The sequence below is a fragment of the Microbulbifer thermotolerans genome, from assembly GCF_001617625.1.
In the GTDB taxonomy this organism is placed as follows: domain Bacteria; phylum Pseudomonadota; class Gammaproteobacteria; order Pseudomonadales; family Cellvibrionaceae; genus Microbulbifer; species Microbulbifer thermotolerans.
The window spans coordinates 3,726,686-3,742,843 of record NZ_CP014864.1; the positions used below are offsets into that span (position 1 = coordinate 3,726,686).

The following is a 16,158-nucleotide window of genomic DNA, read 5'->3' on the forward strand; positions in this document are numbered from 1 at the left end:
CAAAAAAGGTTTGAAGTCATGAAGAAAAACCGAATTGTCCTGGCAGGCGGCGCCCTTCTGGTGATCGCCGTTGCTGCCATTATCCTGATCGGTGTGGGGTCCGGTGGCGTCCAGGCCACCGACAATGCCTATATCAAAGCGGATATGACCGCCGTTGCACCACAGATTTCCGGTGTCATTCGCAAGGTGGCCGTACGCGACTATCAGCCGGTGCAGAAAGGCGATCTGCTGTTCACCATCGACGACCGGGAACTGAACGCAGCCCTGCGTCAGGCCGAGGCGGATGTGGCACGCGCCAAGGCGGATATCCACCGGATTCAGGTGCTGCTGGATGCCCACAAGAACAGGATCCGCCAGGCACAGGCGGTGCTGAAGGTGGATGAGGCTAACCTGCAACTGGCCCGCGCCAATCAGAAACGGTTCCGCAGTCTGGCACAGGAAGGTTCCGGCACCGAGCAGGACCAGGAGCAGGCGGACGCGGTGCTGGCGGTACAGCGGGCCACATTCAAAAGAGATGAAGAAGCCCTTCAGGCGGCACACAAGCAGGAAAAGGTGCTGCAATCCCAGCTCGATATGGCCCGGGCAGCCCTGACGGCGGCACAGGCCAGGCGGGACCGCGCGGCACTGGAGCTCTCCTACGCCCGGGTAACGGCGCCAGTGTCCGGTGTGGTGGCCCAGCGACTGCCGCGGGAGGGAAGCTATGTGCACGCCGGCCAGACCCAGATTACTCTGGTGCCCCTGAACACCCTCTATATCGAGGCCAACTACCGGGAAACCCAACTGGCCGATGTAAAAGCTGGCCAGCCGGTAAATTTCCGCGTGGATGCCCTGCCGGGGATTGAATTCAGGGGCCATGTGGAAAGCCTGGGACCGGCGTCCGGGGTCAGTTTCTCACCGGTAGCGCCGCACAATGCCACCGGCAATTTCACCAAGATCGTCCAGCGCCTGCCGGTGCGCATCCGCATCGACGATGGCCAGCCCCAGGCGGCCCGACTGCGGGTGGGCATGTCGGTTCGCCCGGAAATCCACACTGATCAGTAGCCGGAGAAGGAGAACAAGACATGATGGAAAGGGGATATCAGATTACCTTCTTTACCCGGCAGGACTGCACCATCGGCAATCAGCCACTCGGGCAATGGCTGTTGCATATCGCCAGCCAGCTCGGCCTTAAGGGGGCGACCGTCAACGGCGCACTTGAAGGCGTGGGACACGACGGCGAGGTGCATATGGTCAACCTCTATGACATCTCCGAACAGCCCCTGCAGATTGTTATGGTGGTAACTGAAGCTGAATACCGGGCGCTGTTCCGGAGGCTGGAACAGGAGCCGGTGTCCGTGTTCTGTACGGTGGCTGAAGTCGAATTTGGCATGGTCGGTGGCGGGACGCAGGCACCGAACCGGTGACAGATTCACTCCAACCCCTCGGATTGGTGAAAAGGGGTACCCGGAGGGTACCCCAAAAGCCGTGTATCAATCCCACTCGGGCGCAAAGTCGGGATTCGCAATCCGCTCATTGCGATCCAGTGTTCTGATGGCAGACAAATCCTCTTCGGAGAGGCCCAGTTCAAAAGCCTTCAGGTTCGCTTCCAGGTGTGCACGTTTGGTTGATGAGGGAATAGCAACTATGTCCCGGTGCTTCAGCCAGGCGAGTACTACCTGGGGAATACTGGTACCGTGCTTCCCGGCAATGCTTGCGAGTGTGGAGTCCTCCAGCACCTTGCCGACAGCCAGAGGCATGTATCCCGTCACCACAATGCCCTGTTGCTGGCAGAAATTCACGACAGCCTCGTTCTGCAGGTAGGGGTGAACTTCAATCTGGTTAGTGAGAATCTGCCCAGGCCCGGCAATGTCGATCGCCTGCCGGAGCTGCCGGGTCGTAAAATTGGAGACACCAATGTGTCGGGTCAGGCCAAGTTTTCTGGCCTCCAGCAGTCCGGAAATGTATTCCTCCATGGGGACCGCTTCTTCCGGTGAAGGCCAGTGGATCAGCAGCAGGTCCACATAATCCGTTTTCAGTCGGGCAAGGCTTTCCCTGACACTGGCAATCAATTTCTCACTGACCAGGTTTTCGTGCCAGACCTTGGTGGTAAGAAACAGATCAGCGCGGGCCACATCGGCGGTTGCCAGCAGCTCGCCAATTTCTGCTTCATTGTCGTAGAACTGGGCAGTGTCTATGTGCCGGAAGCCCAGATCCAGGGCTTCTGTAACGGCCGATTTCAGGGCGTCGCCCTGCAGCCGGAAGGTACCCAGGCCGGGGTTTGGAATTACTGTGGTCATGGTTTACTCCTTGTTCGGGAGATAACGGGAATCAATGACCGTCTTTAACGGACGGTCCAGTGTGGTCGTCAATTCCAGGGCTGCCGGAAGTTCAGAAACCGGTTCGATGTGCGGAGGCGGAAGGCTCAGCCGTTCCTGTGCAACCATAGCCAGCAGTTGCTCTCCTGCGCGACAAAATTCCTGCCACTGGCGTTCACTTCCTAGCCAGTGCAGGGCGTTCAGTGCCACCTCATGAATGGAAAGGGCTTTGTCGAAGGCAGGCACCGGCGGGCTATCCAGGCGGTCCTGAATACACAGAATATGTCCGTTTGCCTCAATCTGATCTGTCAGCCCTGCGGCATGCTCAGCATTTACCGTGTCAAAAACCGCAAAGTACTGCCCCGGCTTACCCTGAACTGCCCAGTCCACCACGGCCTGTGCGCCCAGCTGACGCAGTGCGGCAGCGTGCCGGGCTGAAGCCATCGCCGTTACCCTGAAGCCGCGCTTTGCCGCCAGCTGCACCAGAAAGCGGCCAACCATGCCGCCGGCACCGGTAATCAGAACCTGTGCATCAGGGCGATGGGGGATCTTTTCAATGGCCTGCCAGGCCGTCATCAGGGGGCACGGGAGCGCAGCTGCGGTGGACAGGGGCAGGGTGTCGGGTACCTGCAGCAGCGCCTTGCTGCTGACCACTGTGTGACTGGCAAAGCTGCCAGGCCTGTGCAGGTCCTGGTGGTAGCAGACACGCTGGCCGGGAGTGATTCCCGTAACCTTCGAGCCCACCTTGCAAACCCTGCCGGCACCATCGACACCGGGTATATGCCCCTGCTCCCAGAAAGGTGGCCAGTTCCGGATCATTTTCCAGTCCACCGGATTCAGGCCAATAAACTCGTTGCGGACAACCACCTCGTCCGGGCCCGGACTCAGATCATTCTGCAGGGATTGCCATTGCAGGGCCTGGGTGGCCTGGCCCTTTGCAACCAGGACCCAGGCAAAAACTTGTTCAGGGTGTCTCATGAAATACTCCAAGAATGTCCTCTGCCACCCGCATCAGGGTGTCTGCAACCGGCGCCTGGTTGCGTCTGAAATGCAGGCCTATGTGGTTCACACCGGCACTCTGCATCTCCTCCAGTTCCCGCAGCAGGCCATCCCGGCCGGTCTGCACGCCAAACCGGTGTCGCCGCCGTGGTGCTTTGGCATCGTCCAGGTAATCCAGATGGATAAACGACACATAGGGCTTGTCGCCGGCCACATTCCACCAGAGTGCCACCCGGCGCATATGCTCTTCAGGCGTTCCCGGGTAGGCCAGCCAGCCACTCATATGCTCACCAATCCACTGCGGGGATTGCTGGGACAAGCCGGCGGATAACAGTGGCGGTGGTTGCGTTTCCGGCAGAATGGCCTGCCCCGGGGCCAGCCGGCGGTCCTGTTTGCCGGTGAGTATTTCGACACCGTGGCGGAAGGCGTGGCCTCGAGTCTCATAGTCCGCGCCGAACAGCGGGTATTCGGAAGGCCTGTCACCGCTTGCAATGCCAAGCAATAGACGGTTTTGGCTCAGGGCCTGAGCCGAAGCAGCGGATTTGCGGACGATCCAGGGGTTGCGCAGGGGAAGAACAATGGCTGCGGTACCCAGGAGAATGTTCCTGGTGACCCCGGAAAGGAAACCCAGGTACACCAGGGGATCGAATACCTGGGCGGCATCGCCGAATGACGGGTCGTAAAGGGGCACGTCCCGGATCCACAGTGCCCGGAACCCCAGTTCGTCCGCTTGCATGGCCAGGGACTGGTGTGCACTCAAATCCGGTACACCGAATGGGCGTTTGTCGAGCAGTCGTTGACGCTGTCCGTCTGAGGCCCAGTCATTATCCAGAGGCAGCTCCACGCCAATGGTAAGGGGGCCTGATGTGAGCTTTGACAGATTCATAATTCACCTCCAGCGCCTCCCTTACGGGAGGCCGGTTCAGCTCAGGCGGTTGCCGGTTCGCGGTTATCCAGAGTTGCGGAAATACGGGTCAGAACCAGGGCACTGAGCACAATCACTCCGCCAATCCAGGGGGTATGCATCAGTCCCATATCCTCAACCACATGCCCGCCAAGCCAGGCGCCGCCGGCAATACCGATATTGAATGCGGCGATGTTCAGCCCGGATGCAACATCAACAGAATGGGGGGTATAGCGCTCGGCGAGCTGAACGACATACACCTGCAGCCCCGGCACATTGCCGAACGCGAAGGCGCCCCAGACCAGCAATGTGATGACAACGGCAATCGGGTTGTAGGCCGTGAAAGTGAGCAGGAACAGGGTTGCCGCCAGGCCTCCGAAGATGATGTACAGCGCCGAGGTTGGTCCATGGCGATCTGCCAGTTTGCCGCCCCAGATGTTTCCGGTGGCCACTGAGATTCCGTAGACCAGTAACAGGACACCAACGATACCGGATGCAAAACCGGTGACATCTTCCAGAATTGGCGTCAGATAGGTGAATGCCGTAAAGCTGCCGCCATAACCAATGGCGGTCATGGCATATACCAGCAGCAGCCGTGGATGCGTGATCACCTCAAACTGCTGACTCAGTGTGGCTGGCTTGGATTGCTTCAGATTTTTAGGTACCAGCAGGGCACTGCCGATCAGAGCAATGGCCCCCAGGACTGCCACTGTCAGGAAGGTTGCGCGCCAGCCGAAGGTCTGCCCGATAAAGGTGCCCAAAGGCACACCCGTCACCAGAGCCACGGTCAGCCCGGTGAACATAATGGCAATAGCGCTGGCCTCTTTTTCTTTGGATACGAGGCTGGTAGCAATCGTTGAACCAATCGAGAAGAACACGCCGTGGGCAAGTCCGGTGAGGATTCGGGCCGTCATCAGTGATGCGTAATTGGGGGCCATCCAGGCAAGTACATTGCCGACGATGAACAGACTCATCAGGGACAGCAACACCCATTTACGATTCCAGCGCCCCGTCAGGGCAGTTAATACGGGGGCTCCAACAGCGACACCCAGGGCGTACAGGCTGACCAGAAGGCCAGCGGACGGCAGGGGAACACCCAGATCCTGGGCAATGGTTGGGACCAGTCCGACAATAACAAATTCGGTGGTCCCGATTGCAAAAGCACTCAGGGTGAGCGCGAAGAGTGCAATGGGCATAGCGGTTCTCCGTGAGAGTTCATTGACGGAGGCTAGTTTGCGGCCGCATACTTTTGCGATAAATGGCAGTTTTTGAAAAAGACTTTTGCGAATATTGAAATGAAAAGCCGGTCGGACGATCTGTATTTTTTGCTTTCAGTGGTCGACAGCGGCGGTTTCAGTGCGGCTGCGGAGCAGTTACAGGTGTCTGTGACCCGGGTTTCCCGTGCGATAACCCGGCTGGAGCAGAGTCTCAACACCACCTTGCTGAACCGCACCACACGAAAGGTAAGCCTGACTGAGGAGGGGCGCCTGTTCGTCGAGAAGGTCCGCGGGGGATTGGCCGCTCTGGAAGAAGCCGAAGAACTGCTGGCCATTCGCAAACAAAAACCGGCAGGAAGACTGCGGGTGGATGCCGCCAACCCTTTTTTGCTGCACCAGATAGTGCCGCATATCCGGGACTTCCGCGCAGCCTATCCCGACATCGAACTGGAACTGACCGCCAGCGACCGGATTGTGGATCTGCTGGAGCGGAGGATAGATGTCGCCATCCGGATTGGCCCGCTGGAAGACTCCTCCCTTCATGCCCGCCCAATCGCCCGTTCCCCGTTATCGGTGGTGGCCTCCCCGGATTACCTGAAACGGCGGGGCAACTGCGACTCCCCGGATGCCTTGAGAGACCATGACATCATTGGCTTTACAGCCCCGGAAGCACTGAACTTCTGGTACATCGGGCAGGGTGTGCGGGTCCGGCCCAGCATCCGGGCCAGCAGCGGAGAAGCGATTCGTCAGCTCTGTCTGAGAGGGAACGGGCTGGCCTATCTTTCCCGATTCATGATTGGCGCAGATATTGAGCAGGGGAACCTGGTGGAGTTGCTGAGCGATCACCTGGTCAGCCCTAATCCGCGGGAGCTGGTCAATGCCGTCTATTACCGCAATACAACTCTGTCAGCGCGAATTCAGGTGTTTCTGGATTTTTTCGAGACGCGCTGGAATTTCCTGTAATGCGTGCGCCGATGTACTTGTCTCTGCACGGGTATAGCAGAGAACCCGTATGTGCAGCAGCAAACTCTCAGAGAATCTTCGTATAAGCCCGGCCGAAACCTTCCGGGACTTCGCCTCTGATTAATTCATGTGAGCGTTGTAGTTGATTTTGGGGCGCCCTGGCAATGCGGTCGGTTCCTGTAGGGATAAATTCATATCTCTGAAAGAACAATCCGTGTAAAATCTTGCCCCCTTTTATTTCCCGCTCGCAGCCTTCGGGCCGGGAGCAGTCTACGAGCTACGAGGTTTGTACGAACCTTCACGCCAAAGCAGGTAAAACGCCTTCTATGCCCTCTGATATCAACAAGTTACGCAATATCGCCATCATCGCCCACGTAGACCACGGCAAAACCACCCTGGTGGACAAGCTGTTGCAGCAGTCCGGCACCCTGGACCGCCGCGACGCGGGCGCCGAGCGGGTTATGGATTCCAACGACCAGGAGCGGGAACGCGGCATCACCATTCTGGCCAAGAACACCGCCATCCGCTGGAACGACTACCGTATCAACATCGTCGACACCCCCGGACACGCCGACTTCGGCGGCGAGGTAGAGCGGGTACTGTCCATGGTGGATTCCGTACTGCTGCTGGTGGACGCGGTGGACGGCCCCATGCCGCAAACCCGTTTCGTAACCCAGAAGGCCTTCGAGCGCGGCCTGAATCCCATCGTCGTCATCAACAAAATCGACCGTCCCGGCGCGCGCCCGGACTGGGTGATGGACCAGGTGTTCGACCTCTTCGACAGCCTCGGTGCCACCGATGAGCAGCTGGACTTCCCAGTGGTCTACGCCTCCGCCCTGAACGGCATTGCCGGCCTGGACGACACCGATATGGCCGAGGACATGACCCCGCTGTTCCAGATGATCGTCGACAAGGTCGCGCCGCCGCAGGTGGATCTGGACGGCCCCTTCCAGATGCAGATCTCCGCCCTGGACTACAACAGTTACGTGGGTGTTATCGGCGTCGGCCGTATCACCCGCGGCACCCTGAAGCCGAACCAGCAGGTAGTGGTACTGGACCGCGAGGGCAACTCGCGCAAGGCCAAGGTACTGCAGGTGATGGGCTACCTGGGGCTGGAGCGGATGGAAGTGGAACAGGCCAGTGCCGGCGACATCGTCTGCATCACCGGCGTCGGTGATCTGAATATTTCCGACACCCTGTGCGACCCGGATCACCCCGAAACACTGCCGGCCCTCACCGTGGACGAACCCACGGTCAGCATGACCTTCCAGGTCAACGACTCGCCCTTTGCTGGCCAGGACGGCAAATTCGTCACCTCGCGCAATATCAAAGAACGCCTGGAGCAGGAGCTGATCCACAACGTGGCCCTGCGGGTTGAACCGGGAGACTCTCCGGATAAATTCAAGGTTTCCGGCCGCGGAGAGCTGCACCTTTCCGTGCTGATTGAAACCATGCGCCGGGAAGGTTTCGAACTGGGTGTATCCCGCCCGGAGGTGGTGCAGAAAGAGGTGGACGGCGAAATCCACGAGCCCTATGAGCAGGTGGTGATCGACGTAGAAGAGCAGCACCAGGGTGCGGTGATGGAAGAGCTGGGCCTGCGCAAGGCGGAACTGACCAATATGGAGCCAGACGGCAAGGGCCGCGTGCGCCTGACCTTTATCGTGCCCTCCCGCGGCATGATCGGCTTCCGCTCCCTGTTCCTGACCCTCACCAGCGGCTCCGGCATTATGACCAGTATCTTTGACCACTACGGCCCGGTAAAACAGGGCGAAGTGGCCAAGCGCACCAACGGCGTGTTGGTATCCATGGTCAACGGCAAAACCCTGGCCTATGCCCTCTACGCATTGCAGGATCGGGGCCGCCTCTTCCTCGGCCACGGCGAGGATATTTACGAGGGACAGATCGTGGGTATCCACTCCCGCGGCAACGACCTGGTAGTAAACCCCACCAAAGCCAAACAGTTGACCAACATCCGCGCCGCCGGCAGCGACGAGGCCCTGACCCTCACGCCGCCGATCCGCCACACCCTGGAGCAGGCGCTGGAGTTTATCGAAGACGATGAACTGGTAGAGGTCACTCCCAACCACATTCGTTTGCGCAAAAAAATCCTGCAGGAAAATATGCGCAAGCGCGCGAAGAAATAAGGCTTTGGAAAACCTCTGAGTAACTCGCTCCTGCACGACAAAATACGGCAAAGTCGGATAAGAAGCTCAGGTGAGTTAATCAGAGAAGCCTCGATTCCCTTTCAAGAACAACGGGCCCTTCGGCCCGTTTTTTTATGCATTTATCCCCGCTACGTCATCAAGGGGCGACGTCACACAGCGAACCTCGGACGATCCGCACTCCCTGAATAGGGAATAGACACAGCCCCCCTATCTGATAGCTTCGCGCCAAAAAACCGGGCTAATTTTTATTCCACTTGGGGGACTCATGGTATTTCGCAACAGCTTCGCTGTGCTGCTCTCGGTATTAACTCTGACGGCCTGCGGCAATGGCCTGGAATCCGATACCGAGCAAACCGCATCACAGGAAATCTCCGACACACCAATTGAAGAGCCGGACCTGGACCCCGGGGAAGATCCAGTAGAAGACCCCACCGAAGATCCCGTCACCGACTCAGGTGACGGGGATTTGCCGCCACCAGAACCTTCATCCCTGATCAAACTCGGCAGCGACGGCGCGCCGCTGGAGATCCAGTCTGTGGCCTGGAGTGATAGCGGCAGTGAAGAGGAAGGCAGCCAGTGGGCTTGCGTGCAAGACACCATCAGCGGACTTGTCTGGGAGGTGAAACGGCCAAACGCACAAAACGATCACTCAGCGGCCAACAGTTTCAGCTGGTATAACCCGGACAGTGAGACGCTCAACAAAGCCTCTGGCCTGGGGCAGTGCTACGCAGGTAACACGCTCACCGGCGGTGCCGACTGTAATACGCGCGCCTTTGCCGAACGCATCCGCGCCTTAAATTTGTGCGGCCTAACAAATTGGCGCATTCCGAGCATTGCAGAACTGGCCACGCTACTGAGCGAAGAATCTGACGCTTCCAGCTACCATACCGGCGTCGCGCAATTTCCCGGAATTAATGGTGTTGCCGAAACGACTTACTGGAGTAGCGATGCCGCCGACCACCAATACGTTTGGGCAATGGACTTCAGCCAGGGAGAAGCGGTGCTCCGGGAACCCTATGAAGCGCTGAATCTGCGCTTGGTCAGCGGCAATCAGGCACCGGTGGCCACGTCCCAACGCATCGCCATTGCGCCGGATGACCTGCCTATCGCACCGACCAGCGGTGAACAAAAACTGGATATCACGCTCTCAGGTGAAGATCCCGACGGTGACGACCTTATCTATACCCTGGTTACCGAACCTCAGCACGGCGCACTGCGGGGGAACCCGCCCCAGCTGGAGTATATCCTCGACCACGAATATACCGGCGAGGACAGCTTTACATTCACCGTGAGCGACGGAAGTGAAACGTCAGAATCGGCCACCGTCACCATCGGTATCGCCCCACTTGTCAGCGAAAACCCCGCGACACCCACACCGGTAGATCTGGCTCAATTCGACACAGAGTCACCGCAGTCTTTCCTGTTAAAAGACAGTATTGCCGACGACGGACAGGCACTGGGCTACATGGAAATTACTGTTCCTGAAAATACTGACATCATGCAGGATCTCAGCTATTTCCTCGCCGCACAGAATATACGGTCGGAGCAAGCGACACATTACACTTTCGAACTGTTTACTGAGTCCGACTTTTCCGGTACGCCGCTGACACAGGTAACCGCCAGCGATGGCGCTCTCATCGCGGCGGCGAACCATAAAAGCAAAACCCTGTATTTACGCTTGAAGGCGAGTTTTGATGAGGCCGCGCCGGTGTATTTTGAGCTGGCGGGCGGCAGTGACTCGGAACCGAACCGACTTGTCCATTACTGCGAGGAATATCCTCATCCCGAACTCATCCCGTACAACATGTGCAACTGGGAATCCGGCTGGGATATAGGGTGTGATGACGAGCGCTGTATTGCGGTCAACGCAGCGCCCGAAGTCGATCTTAAATACGAATGCGCATATCGCACTTACGGTATGTTCGAGAACGTCATGCGCTGCCATGCGTTCGAGGTATCAACGGGCGAGTTTTCCTATGAAATCTGCCCGTCACCCTATATCTGTACCAAAGTGAAACTGGACGATCCCCCGGATGTCGATCCCGGTGATACAGTTCCGGTCACAGACCCTATCGAAATCTCGTTCGACACTCCAAGTGTCACCATCGAGGTACCCACCACTCCGGCCTATGGTGTCAATCTGACTCAGCAGCTATTTCTCAAAGCCGTGGAAGGCAGTGCAAGCCAGCAGATACTGAGTGATTTCTTCGAAACGCTCAGAGCATCACTGGTGGAAGATGCCGCGGCGGATTCCACGGTTGCGCCTTGGCGAGACTATGTTGTCTCGCAGCTGGATTCCGGCGCATCGGTGTCCGAGATCATCGCCAACTTTACCCAAGATACCGCCAGCGGAAACCAGGAAGCCGCCGCATCACTGTACGCCACCATCAACGAGCTGATCGTGGCGCTGACGCAAAGACCGCAGAGTGCACTGAACAATGATGAGATATGGCTACTGACAATCACCATGGCGCATATCAATGATCGCCGCGAGGCACTTGTGACCAACGCAGAGCAGAAAGTCGCCGATTACTTTGCGGAACTGAGTGACTGTTTCGGTCTGCACTGCGTTTATGTTTCCACGGGCTTCCCGCAGGTACTCGCCGATGCCATCGCTACAACCGATGCCGACCTGATTTCCGCGGGAGCCGTGGGCGGAGTGGCGGTTGCCAGCGGGGTAGGGACCTACATCACCCTCACATCCAGCGTTGTACTGTCGACCGCCATGGTGCACACCGCTGCCGCCGCCGCCAAGGCCGGGGTGACCGTATCGGCATTTACTTCCGGCAGCGCCAGCATAGCGGCGCTCCCGGCGGTGATCGTTACGGTAGGGGTTGTCTGCACCGTGGTATCCGTCTCCAATCTGATTGAGGCCGGGGAGAATGAGGCAGCCTACAACGCCTTTCTCCAGGAGAACAACGCCCGCTTCAATGACCTGGCGGAATTTATCGATACTGAACACAGCGATGAGGTGCACGCCGAAATCACCAACGCCGCCATCCGTATGCTGGACGAAATGTTTCCGTAATTTGGCATCTTTCCCTGTGGTAGATTATCTAGGGAACCTCTGATTAATTCGCGTGAACGCTTTGGTTAGTTCCGTGGCGCTCAGGCAATAGCATGGCCATTTCGAAAACGCACAAGTACTTCCCTGTAGCTCCGACGGATACATCCCTGTATCCGACGGTTTCGAAATGGCCAGACTATCACCCGAGCTTCTTATCTAGCTCCAAAAAATTTTTACCGTCAGGAAGCGAATTAATCAGAGGTTCCCTAGTATTATTGCCCAATCACTGCAGGGATTGAGACTTTGCCCCCGAATTTATCCACAGAAGATGGCAAGCACCGCATATGGGACCAGCTTGCCACTATGCCCGCTGCCCGACTCGCTGACGAAGGGCTGCACTTTTTACTGGCCTCCATCAGCGAAATGATAGGTACGAATCACGCCTACTGGCTGAGCGCAGTGTGCCTGGAGCACTTGAGCCCTGAGCGCGACTATATGCTCGGCTGGCGTCCCGGGCCGGTATTCTTTTACGGGGAACAACCTGCAGACCAGTCACTCCACGCACACTACACCAGAGAAGTGATGGCCGGTACCTATGAAGTCGATGAGAGCACGCTCAATCACATTCGCGGGGCCGGGCGGTTTCGCGGCACACTCATGCGTGATCACGTGTCCGAGGGCTTCTTCGACAGCCCTCACTACCAGGCGTTTTACCGGGACAAACAGATTACCGATACACTGTTTGTCGTCGCTCCCTCCGGCTGTGATGCGGAATCCTACTATTGCTTCCAACGAATGCGTGACCAGCCGCCATATGAGTCAGCGGACCTTGATCTCGCCATGGAAATTCTGCGCCCTCTAGGCTGGTTTCACCGCAAACTGCTGCTTGCCCACGGCCTGCTGATCGCGGAAAACCCGCTGACGCCTTCAGAAAAAAAAGTTCTGCACTGGTTGCTGACCAACCTGACAGAAAAAGAAATTGCGGAAAAACTCGAACTCAAGCCGGACACTACGCACAAGCATGTCATGAACATCTACCGCAAATTCAATGTGAGCAGCAGGGCCGCGCTCATGGCCTTGTGGCTTGGGCACGCCTGTTGAGCGCGGTTTTTCCGCATTGCTCTGCTCGCACTATGCTGCCGGCGGTACCGTGGCGCAGAAGCTGGAGTCCTCTTCGGCAATTGCCAAAAGACGCTGCAGGTTGGTGTGCGAATCGATAGAAAAGCGGTTCCGGAACTGCCCCCAGGCTACTGCCACTGCCACTCGGTAGTCCGCATCTCCCAACCGCCCCGATTCGGGCAGTGGTGCCGCGTCCAACTCGGACAGAACCCGTTCTATACGCTTCTGCTGCCGCAGCGTGTAAGCATTGCTGTTGATATCGAAACCACTGCGCTCCAGCAAAAACAGGGCAATCGCCGAATCCAGTAGCGTGTTTGCGAGGCAATACCGGTCAAAATCCTGCACATTCGGAATAAATTCCATTCCGGACTTTTCGCGGACATACTTCAAAATTGGCGTCGAGTCAGTCAGCCTTAATCTATCGTCATGCAAAAACGGAACGCGCAGTGTGGGCGTTTCCGGATTTTGGCTGCTGTGAATGTCGATCTCCACCATTTCCCAGTCGAGCCCAGATTGCATCAATGCAATACGGCAATGGCGTACAAAGGGTGAAGTTAAGCTTCCAAACAGTTTCATACATAGATTCCTTTACTAAAGATCAGTAAATTCAGATTACAAAGACGCAAGATTATGTGGCAACCAACTCACAAATTAATCAAAATTATCAGGGGCTTTATCTCGCTATGGCAGCACACCAAAAAGAATTATTGGACTCTTTTTCGGTCAATCACTGCTGACTGTGTGGCTTACAAATAAAACCTAATATAGACAGGCTTCAAGTAATTTCTTTTTAATTCACTGCCTGTTCTTCACATCTAGATGAGACATCTCCAGATAGTGGGTCAGGCATTTCTAAACATCCAGCCCACAGTGTGAATGCCAGGAAAACAATGTAGTACTTACGAAAATTTATCAAGGGCACTTCAGATAAGACATTGCCAGTATCCCACATCTATCCACCTTTCAAATTTTCTTCCCACCTCTTTAAAGTGCGCCACCTTTTCCATACCAAACTTTTCGTGCAAAGCAACACTCGCCTTATTGGGTAGAGCAATTCCAGAAATTACCACGTGAATTCCGCGCTTCTTTAAGCGAGCCAACAACTCATTGTATAATTTGGTTCCCCAGCCTTTCGAGGTCAAAGAAATATCCAAATAAACTGTAGATTCAACAGAATAGCGATAAGCACAGCGTCCCTTCCAAGGACTGGCATAGCAGTAACCAATTACCGAACGCTTGTGTTCAGCAACGAGCCAAGGAAGATCGCTTTCTAAACACCCCTGTATACGCTTCGCCATTTCATCTTCCGATACCCGGTCGACCTCAAATGTCACAAAGCTGTTTTCAACATAATAGTTATAAATTTCGGCAATTCTTGCCGCGTCTGATTTTTCTGCTTCTCGTATCATATTATTGTTACTTTCCTATCAGCCATAGGTTCCTTTGATATTAAGGAACCTCTGATTAATTCGCGTGAACGCTTTGGTTAGTTCCGTGGCGCTCAGGCAATAGGATGGCCATTTCGAAAACGCACGAGTACTTCCCTGTAGCTCCGACGGATACATCCCTGTATCCGTCGGTTTCGAAATGGCCATCCTATCACCTGAGCTTCTCATAGCTCCAAAGAATTTTTACCGTCAGGAAGCGAATTAATCAGAGGTTCCTTAAAGAAACGGCGCTCCACCCGCTGCCACTCCCCTAACGCCGCCGCAGAGTGCAGACACACCGTAAGTTTCCCAAACTCCGCTACCTGACTGTGGAGCATTACCAATGCCTGATGTGCTGCGATGGCGTGAGGAAAGCGGTTGGTTCCGGCTCCCAGTGCCGGGAACAACAATCGCCGGAGTCCCCGCTCCCGCGCTAAGCCGAGGACATTCTCGTAACACTGCCGCAATTGCACCACGCCCTCTACCCCCCACTGGTCTCCACTGCTCCACTGCGGCGTGACGGTGTGTATCAAATAGCGTACGGAAAGATTGGGCGCACTGGTGATACGGGCCCCACCCACCGGGCACTCCGGCAACCGCGCGCACTCTTCGGCCAAAGCTTCTCCGGCGCGATCGAAGATCTGTGCGGACAGGCCCCGCCCCCGGATCAGGTGTTTATGGGCCGGGCACACCAACGCATCGCCGCGCAGAGTCAGGATATCACCGCAAGTCAGTTTCATTTTTTCCACAGGCTTCAATCTTTGTGATTTGTGTCTCTGATAATCTAGCCCAGTACGTTGGGTACCCGGGTGAATCGCAATATACTTGCCCGCCCAAAGAACAACAGGACACCGCGCCGCCAGCGCACGACTGCGGGCCACAGACAGGGGCCCGGGAAATCACAGGGCCCTCCCATGATCTCAGGGAATAACAGCCAGAACTCGGGGTTTCGCGACCCAGTCCAGGAGGCACATCAGATAGAGCTGCGCCGGCGTGTCCAGGCCTCCGGCTATATGCTGATCTTCTCTCTTGCGATTACTGGCGCCATGGCGGTGATCGCACTCTCCGGCGGCGACCTGTGGCAAGCCACCACGCTGTTTGCTGTGGGGGGCCTGATTCTCTGCGCCTACATCTCCATTAACCTAATGGGGCCGAGCCCGAAAACACCGCTTTTGGTGGGCGCTCTGCTGCTCGTACTCTACTTCTATTTGCTACTGTCCGGCGGAGTGAACAATACGGGCTTGATGTGGGCGGTGATGCTGGTGCCCGGCTTTATCAACCTCTATGGCCACAAGCATGGAGTGGCAGCACTGCTGGCAATCGGTGGCGCCACGGCGCTGGTGCTCTTCTACCCGAATTTCCCCGGTCTCACTGCCGACTACGACACTGCCTACCGGGTCCGTTTTATCGCTGTTTTCGGCTCACTTACCGCACTTACGGCACTGCTGGACAGCAGCCGTCACCAAACCCAACAGCTGTTGCACCGGTTGACCCAGGAGCTTGAGAGCCACGCATCCACCGACGCCCTCACCGGACTCGCCAACCGCCGCGAGGCATACCGTGCAATGAACGAACTGGAAAGGCGCAACCGCCACCTCTCCGGCCGCTACACGGTGCTGATCGGCGATCTGGACAATTTCAAGACCATCAATGACACCTACGGCCACGCCTTCGGCGACCGAGTACTGCAGGATGTGGCCGAAGTGCTGAGGGGAAACACCCGCGCCGGCGATATAGTGGCGCGCTGGGGTGGAGAGGAATTTCTTCTGCTGCTGCCGAACACAGACCTGCAAGGCGGCGGCAAGCTGGCGGAAAAACTGCGCGGCAAGGTGGAAGCGCTCAGCGACCAGTACGACCCGCCGGTACAAATCTCCATCAGCTTCGGCGTCGCCGAAGGCGGCCCGTCCAGCAGTACCCACGGCCAGTTGCTGGCAGAGGCAGACGCGCGTATGTACCGCGCCAAAGAGGGTGGGCGCAATCAAGTGGTTGCGCTGTAGCTCGGCAGGAGCGGAACCCTGTCTCACAATCGGCAATTGGCGCGCCCTTCGACCAATCGGTCGATC

Annotated in this window: 14 protein-coding genes; 7 read left to right on the top strand and 7 right to left on the bottom strand. The window is 56.9% G+C overall.

Features of this window, described 5'->3' with window-relative positions; translation table 11 throughout:
* Positions 1 to 18: 18 nt before the first annotated feature.
* On the top strand, positions 19 to 1,041 hold the full coding sequence (locus A3224_RS15400) for an HlyD family secretion protein (RefSeq protein ID WP_067156655.1): 1,023 nt from the start codon (positions 19 to 21) through the stop codon (positions 1,039 to 1,041).
* Positions 1,042 to 1,061: 20 nt separating this feature from the next.
* On the top strand, positions 1,062 to 1,403 hold the full coding sequence (locus A3224_RS15405; protein ID WP_067156657.1) for a DUF190 domain-containing protein: 342 nt from the start codon (positions 1,062 to 1,064) through the stop codon (positions 1,401 to 1,403).
* A 66-nt stretch (positions 1,404 to 1,469) separates the two neighbouring features.
* On the opposite strand, the gene dkgB is transcribed toward A3224_RS15405, so the two are convergent.
* The 4 genes from dkgB to A3224_RS15425 are packed head-to-tail and all read right to left on the bottom strand — an operon-like array spanning position 1,470 to position 5,393.
* The gene (gene dkgB / locus A3224_RS15410; RefSeq protein WP_067156661.1) at positions 1,470 to 2,276 is read right to left on the bottom strand and encodes a 2,5-didehydrogluconate reductase DkgB; all 807 of its coding nucleotides are present in this window, start codon (positions 2,274 to 2,276) and stop codon (positions 1,470 to 1,472) included.
* Positions 2,277 to 2,279: 3 nt separating this feature from the next.
* Positions 2,280 to 3,272: an alcohol dehydrogenase catalytic domain-containing protein gene (locus A3224_RS15415; RefSeq protein WP_067156663.1), complete on the bottom strand. Its 993-nt coding sequence runs from the start codon at positions 3,270 to 3,272 to the stop codon at positions 2,280 to 2,282.
* The gene (locus A3224_RS15420; RefSeq protein ID WP_067156665.1) at positions 3,259 to 4,179 is read right to left on the bottom strand and encodes a TIGR03571 family LLM class oxidoreductase; all 921 of its coding nucleotides are present in this window, start codon (positions 4,177 to 4,179) and stop codon (positions 3,259 to 3,261) included. The genes A3224_RS15415 and A3224_RS15420 overlap by 14 nt, the downstream gene beginning before the upstream one ends.
* Before the next feature lie 41 nt (positions 4,180 to 4,220).
* A complete protein-coding gene (locus A3224_RS15425) occupies positions 4,221 to 5,393 on the bottom strand; it encodes an MFS transporter (RefSeq protein ID WP_067156668.1) in 1,173 nt (390 codons plus the stop codon).
* A gap of 99 nt (positions 5,394 to 5,492) precedes the next feature.
* On the opposite strand from A3224_RS15425, the gene A3224_RS15430 reads away from it, so the two are divergent.
* The 4 genes from A3224_RS15430 (at position 5,493) to A3224_RS15445 (ending at position 12,650) form a co-directional block, all read left to right on the top strand.
* Positions 5,493 to 6,377 carry a LysR family transcriptional regulator gene (locus tag A3224_RS15430; protein ID WP_067158144.1) on the top strand — a complete coding sequence of 295 codons (885 nt, stop codon included), beginning with the start codon at positions 5,493 to 5,495 and terminating at the stop codon, positions 6,375 to 6,377.
* Between the two features lie 326 nt (positions 6,378 to 6,703).
* Positions 6,704 to 8,521 (top strand): translational GTPase TypA, encoded by a 1,818-nt coding sequence (gene typA, locus A3224_RS15435; protein WP_067156670.1) that lies wholly within the window; start codon positions 6,704 to 6,706, stop codon positions 8,519 to 8,521.
* A gap of 286 nt (positions 8,522 to 8,807) precedes the next feature.
* On the top strand, positions 8,808 to 11,570 hold the full coding sequence (locus tag A3224_RS15440; RefSeq protein WP_067156671.1) for an Lcl domain-containing protein: 2,763 nt from the start codon (positions 8,808 to 8,810) through the stop codon (positions 11,568 to 11,570).
* Between the two features lie 282 nt (positions 11,571 to 11,852).
* On the top strand, positions 11,853 to 12,650 hold the full coding sequence (locus A3224_RS15445; RefSeq protein ID WP_067156673.1) for a helix-turn-helix transcriptional regulator: 798 nt from the start codon (positions 11,853 to 11,855) through the stop codon (positions 12,648 to 12,650).
* Positions 12,651 to 12,680: 30 nt separating this feature from the next.
* On the opposite strand, the gene A3224_RS15450 is transcribed toward A3224_RS15445, so the two are convergent.
* The 3 genes from A3224_RS15450 to A3224_RS15460 form a co-directional block, all read right to left on the bottom strand.
* Positions 12,681 to 13,244 (bottom strand): glutathione S-transferase family protein, encoded by a 564-nt coding sequence (locus tag A3224_RS15450; RefSeq protein WP_067156675.1) that lies wholly within the window; start codon positions 13,242 to 13,244, stop codon positions 12,681 to 12,683.
* 347 nt (positions 13,245 to 13,591) lie between these two features.
* Positions 13,592 to 14,077, bottom strand: a complete 486-nt coding sequence (locus A3224_RS15455; protein WP_067156678.1) for an arsinothricin resistance N-acetyltransferase ArsN1 family B — start codon at positions 14,075 to 14,077, stop codon at positions 13,592 to 13,594.
* A 203-nt stretch (positions 14,078 to 14,280) separates the two neighbouring features.
* Entirely contained in the window at positions 14,281 to 14,835 is a 555-nt protein-coding gene (locus A3224_RS15460) for a macro domain-containing protein (RefSeq protein WP_231902411.1), read from the bottom strand.
* A gap of 174 nt (positions 14,836 to 15,009) precedes the next feature.
* Here A3224_RS15460 and A3224_RS15465 point away from each other — a divergent pair, with 174 nt between their 5' ends.
* Positions 15,010 to 16,092 carry a GGDEF domain-containing protein gene (locus A3224_RS15465; protein WP_067156682.1) on the top strand — a complete coding sequence of 361 codons (1,083 nt, stop codon included), beginning with the start codon at positions 15,010 to 15,012 and terminating at the stop codon, positions 16,090 to 16,092.
* Positions 16,093 to 16,158 lie beyond the last annotated feature (66 nt).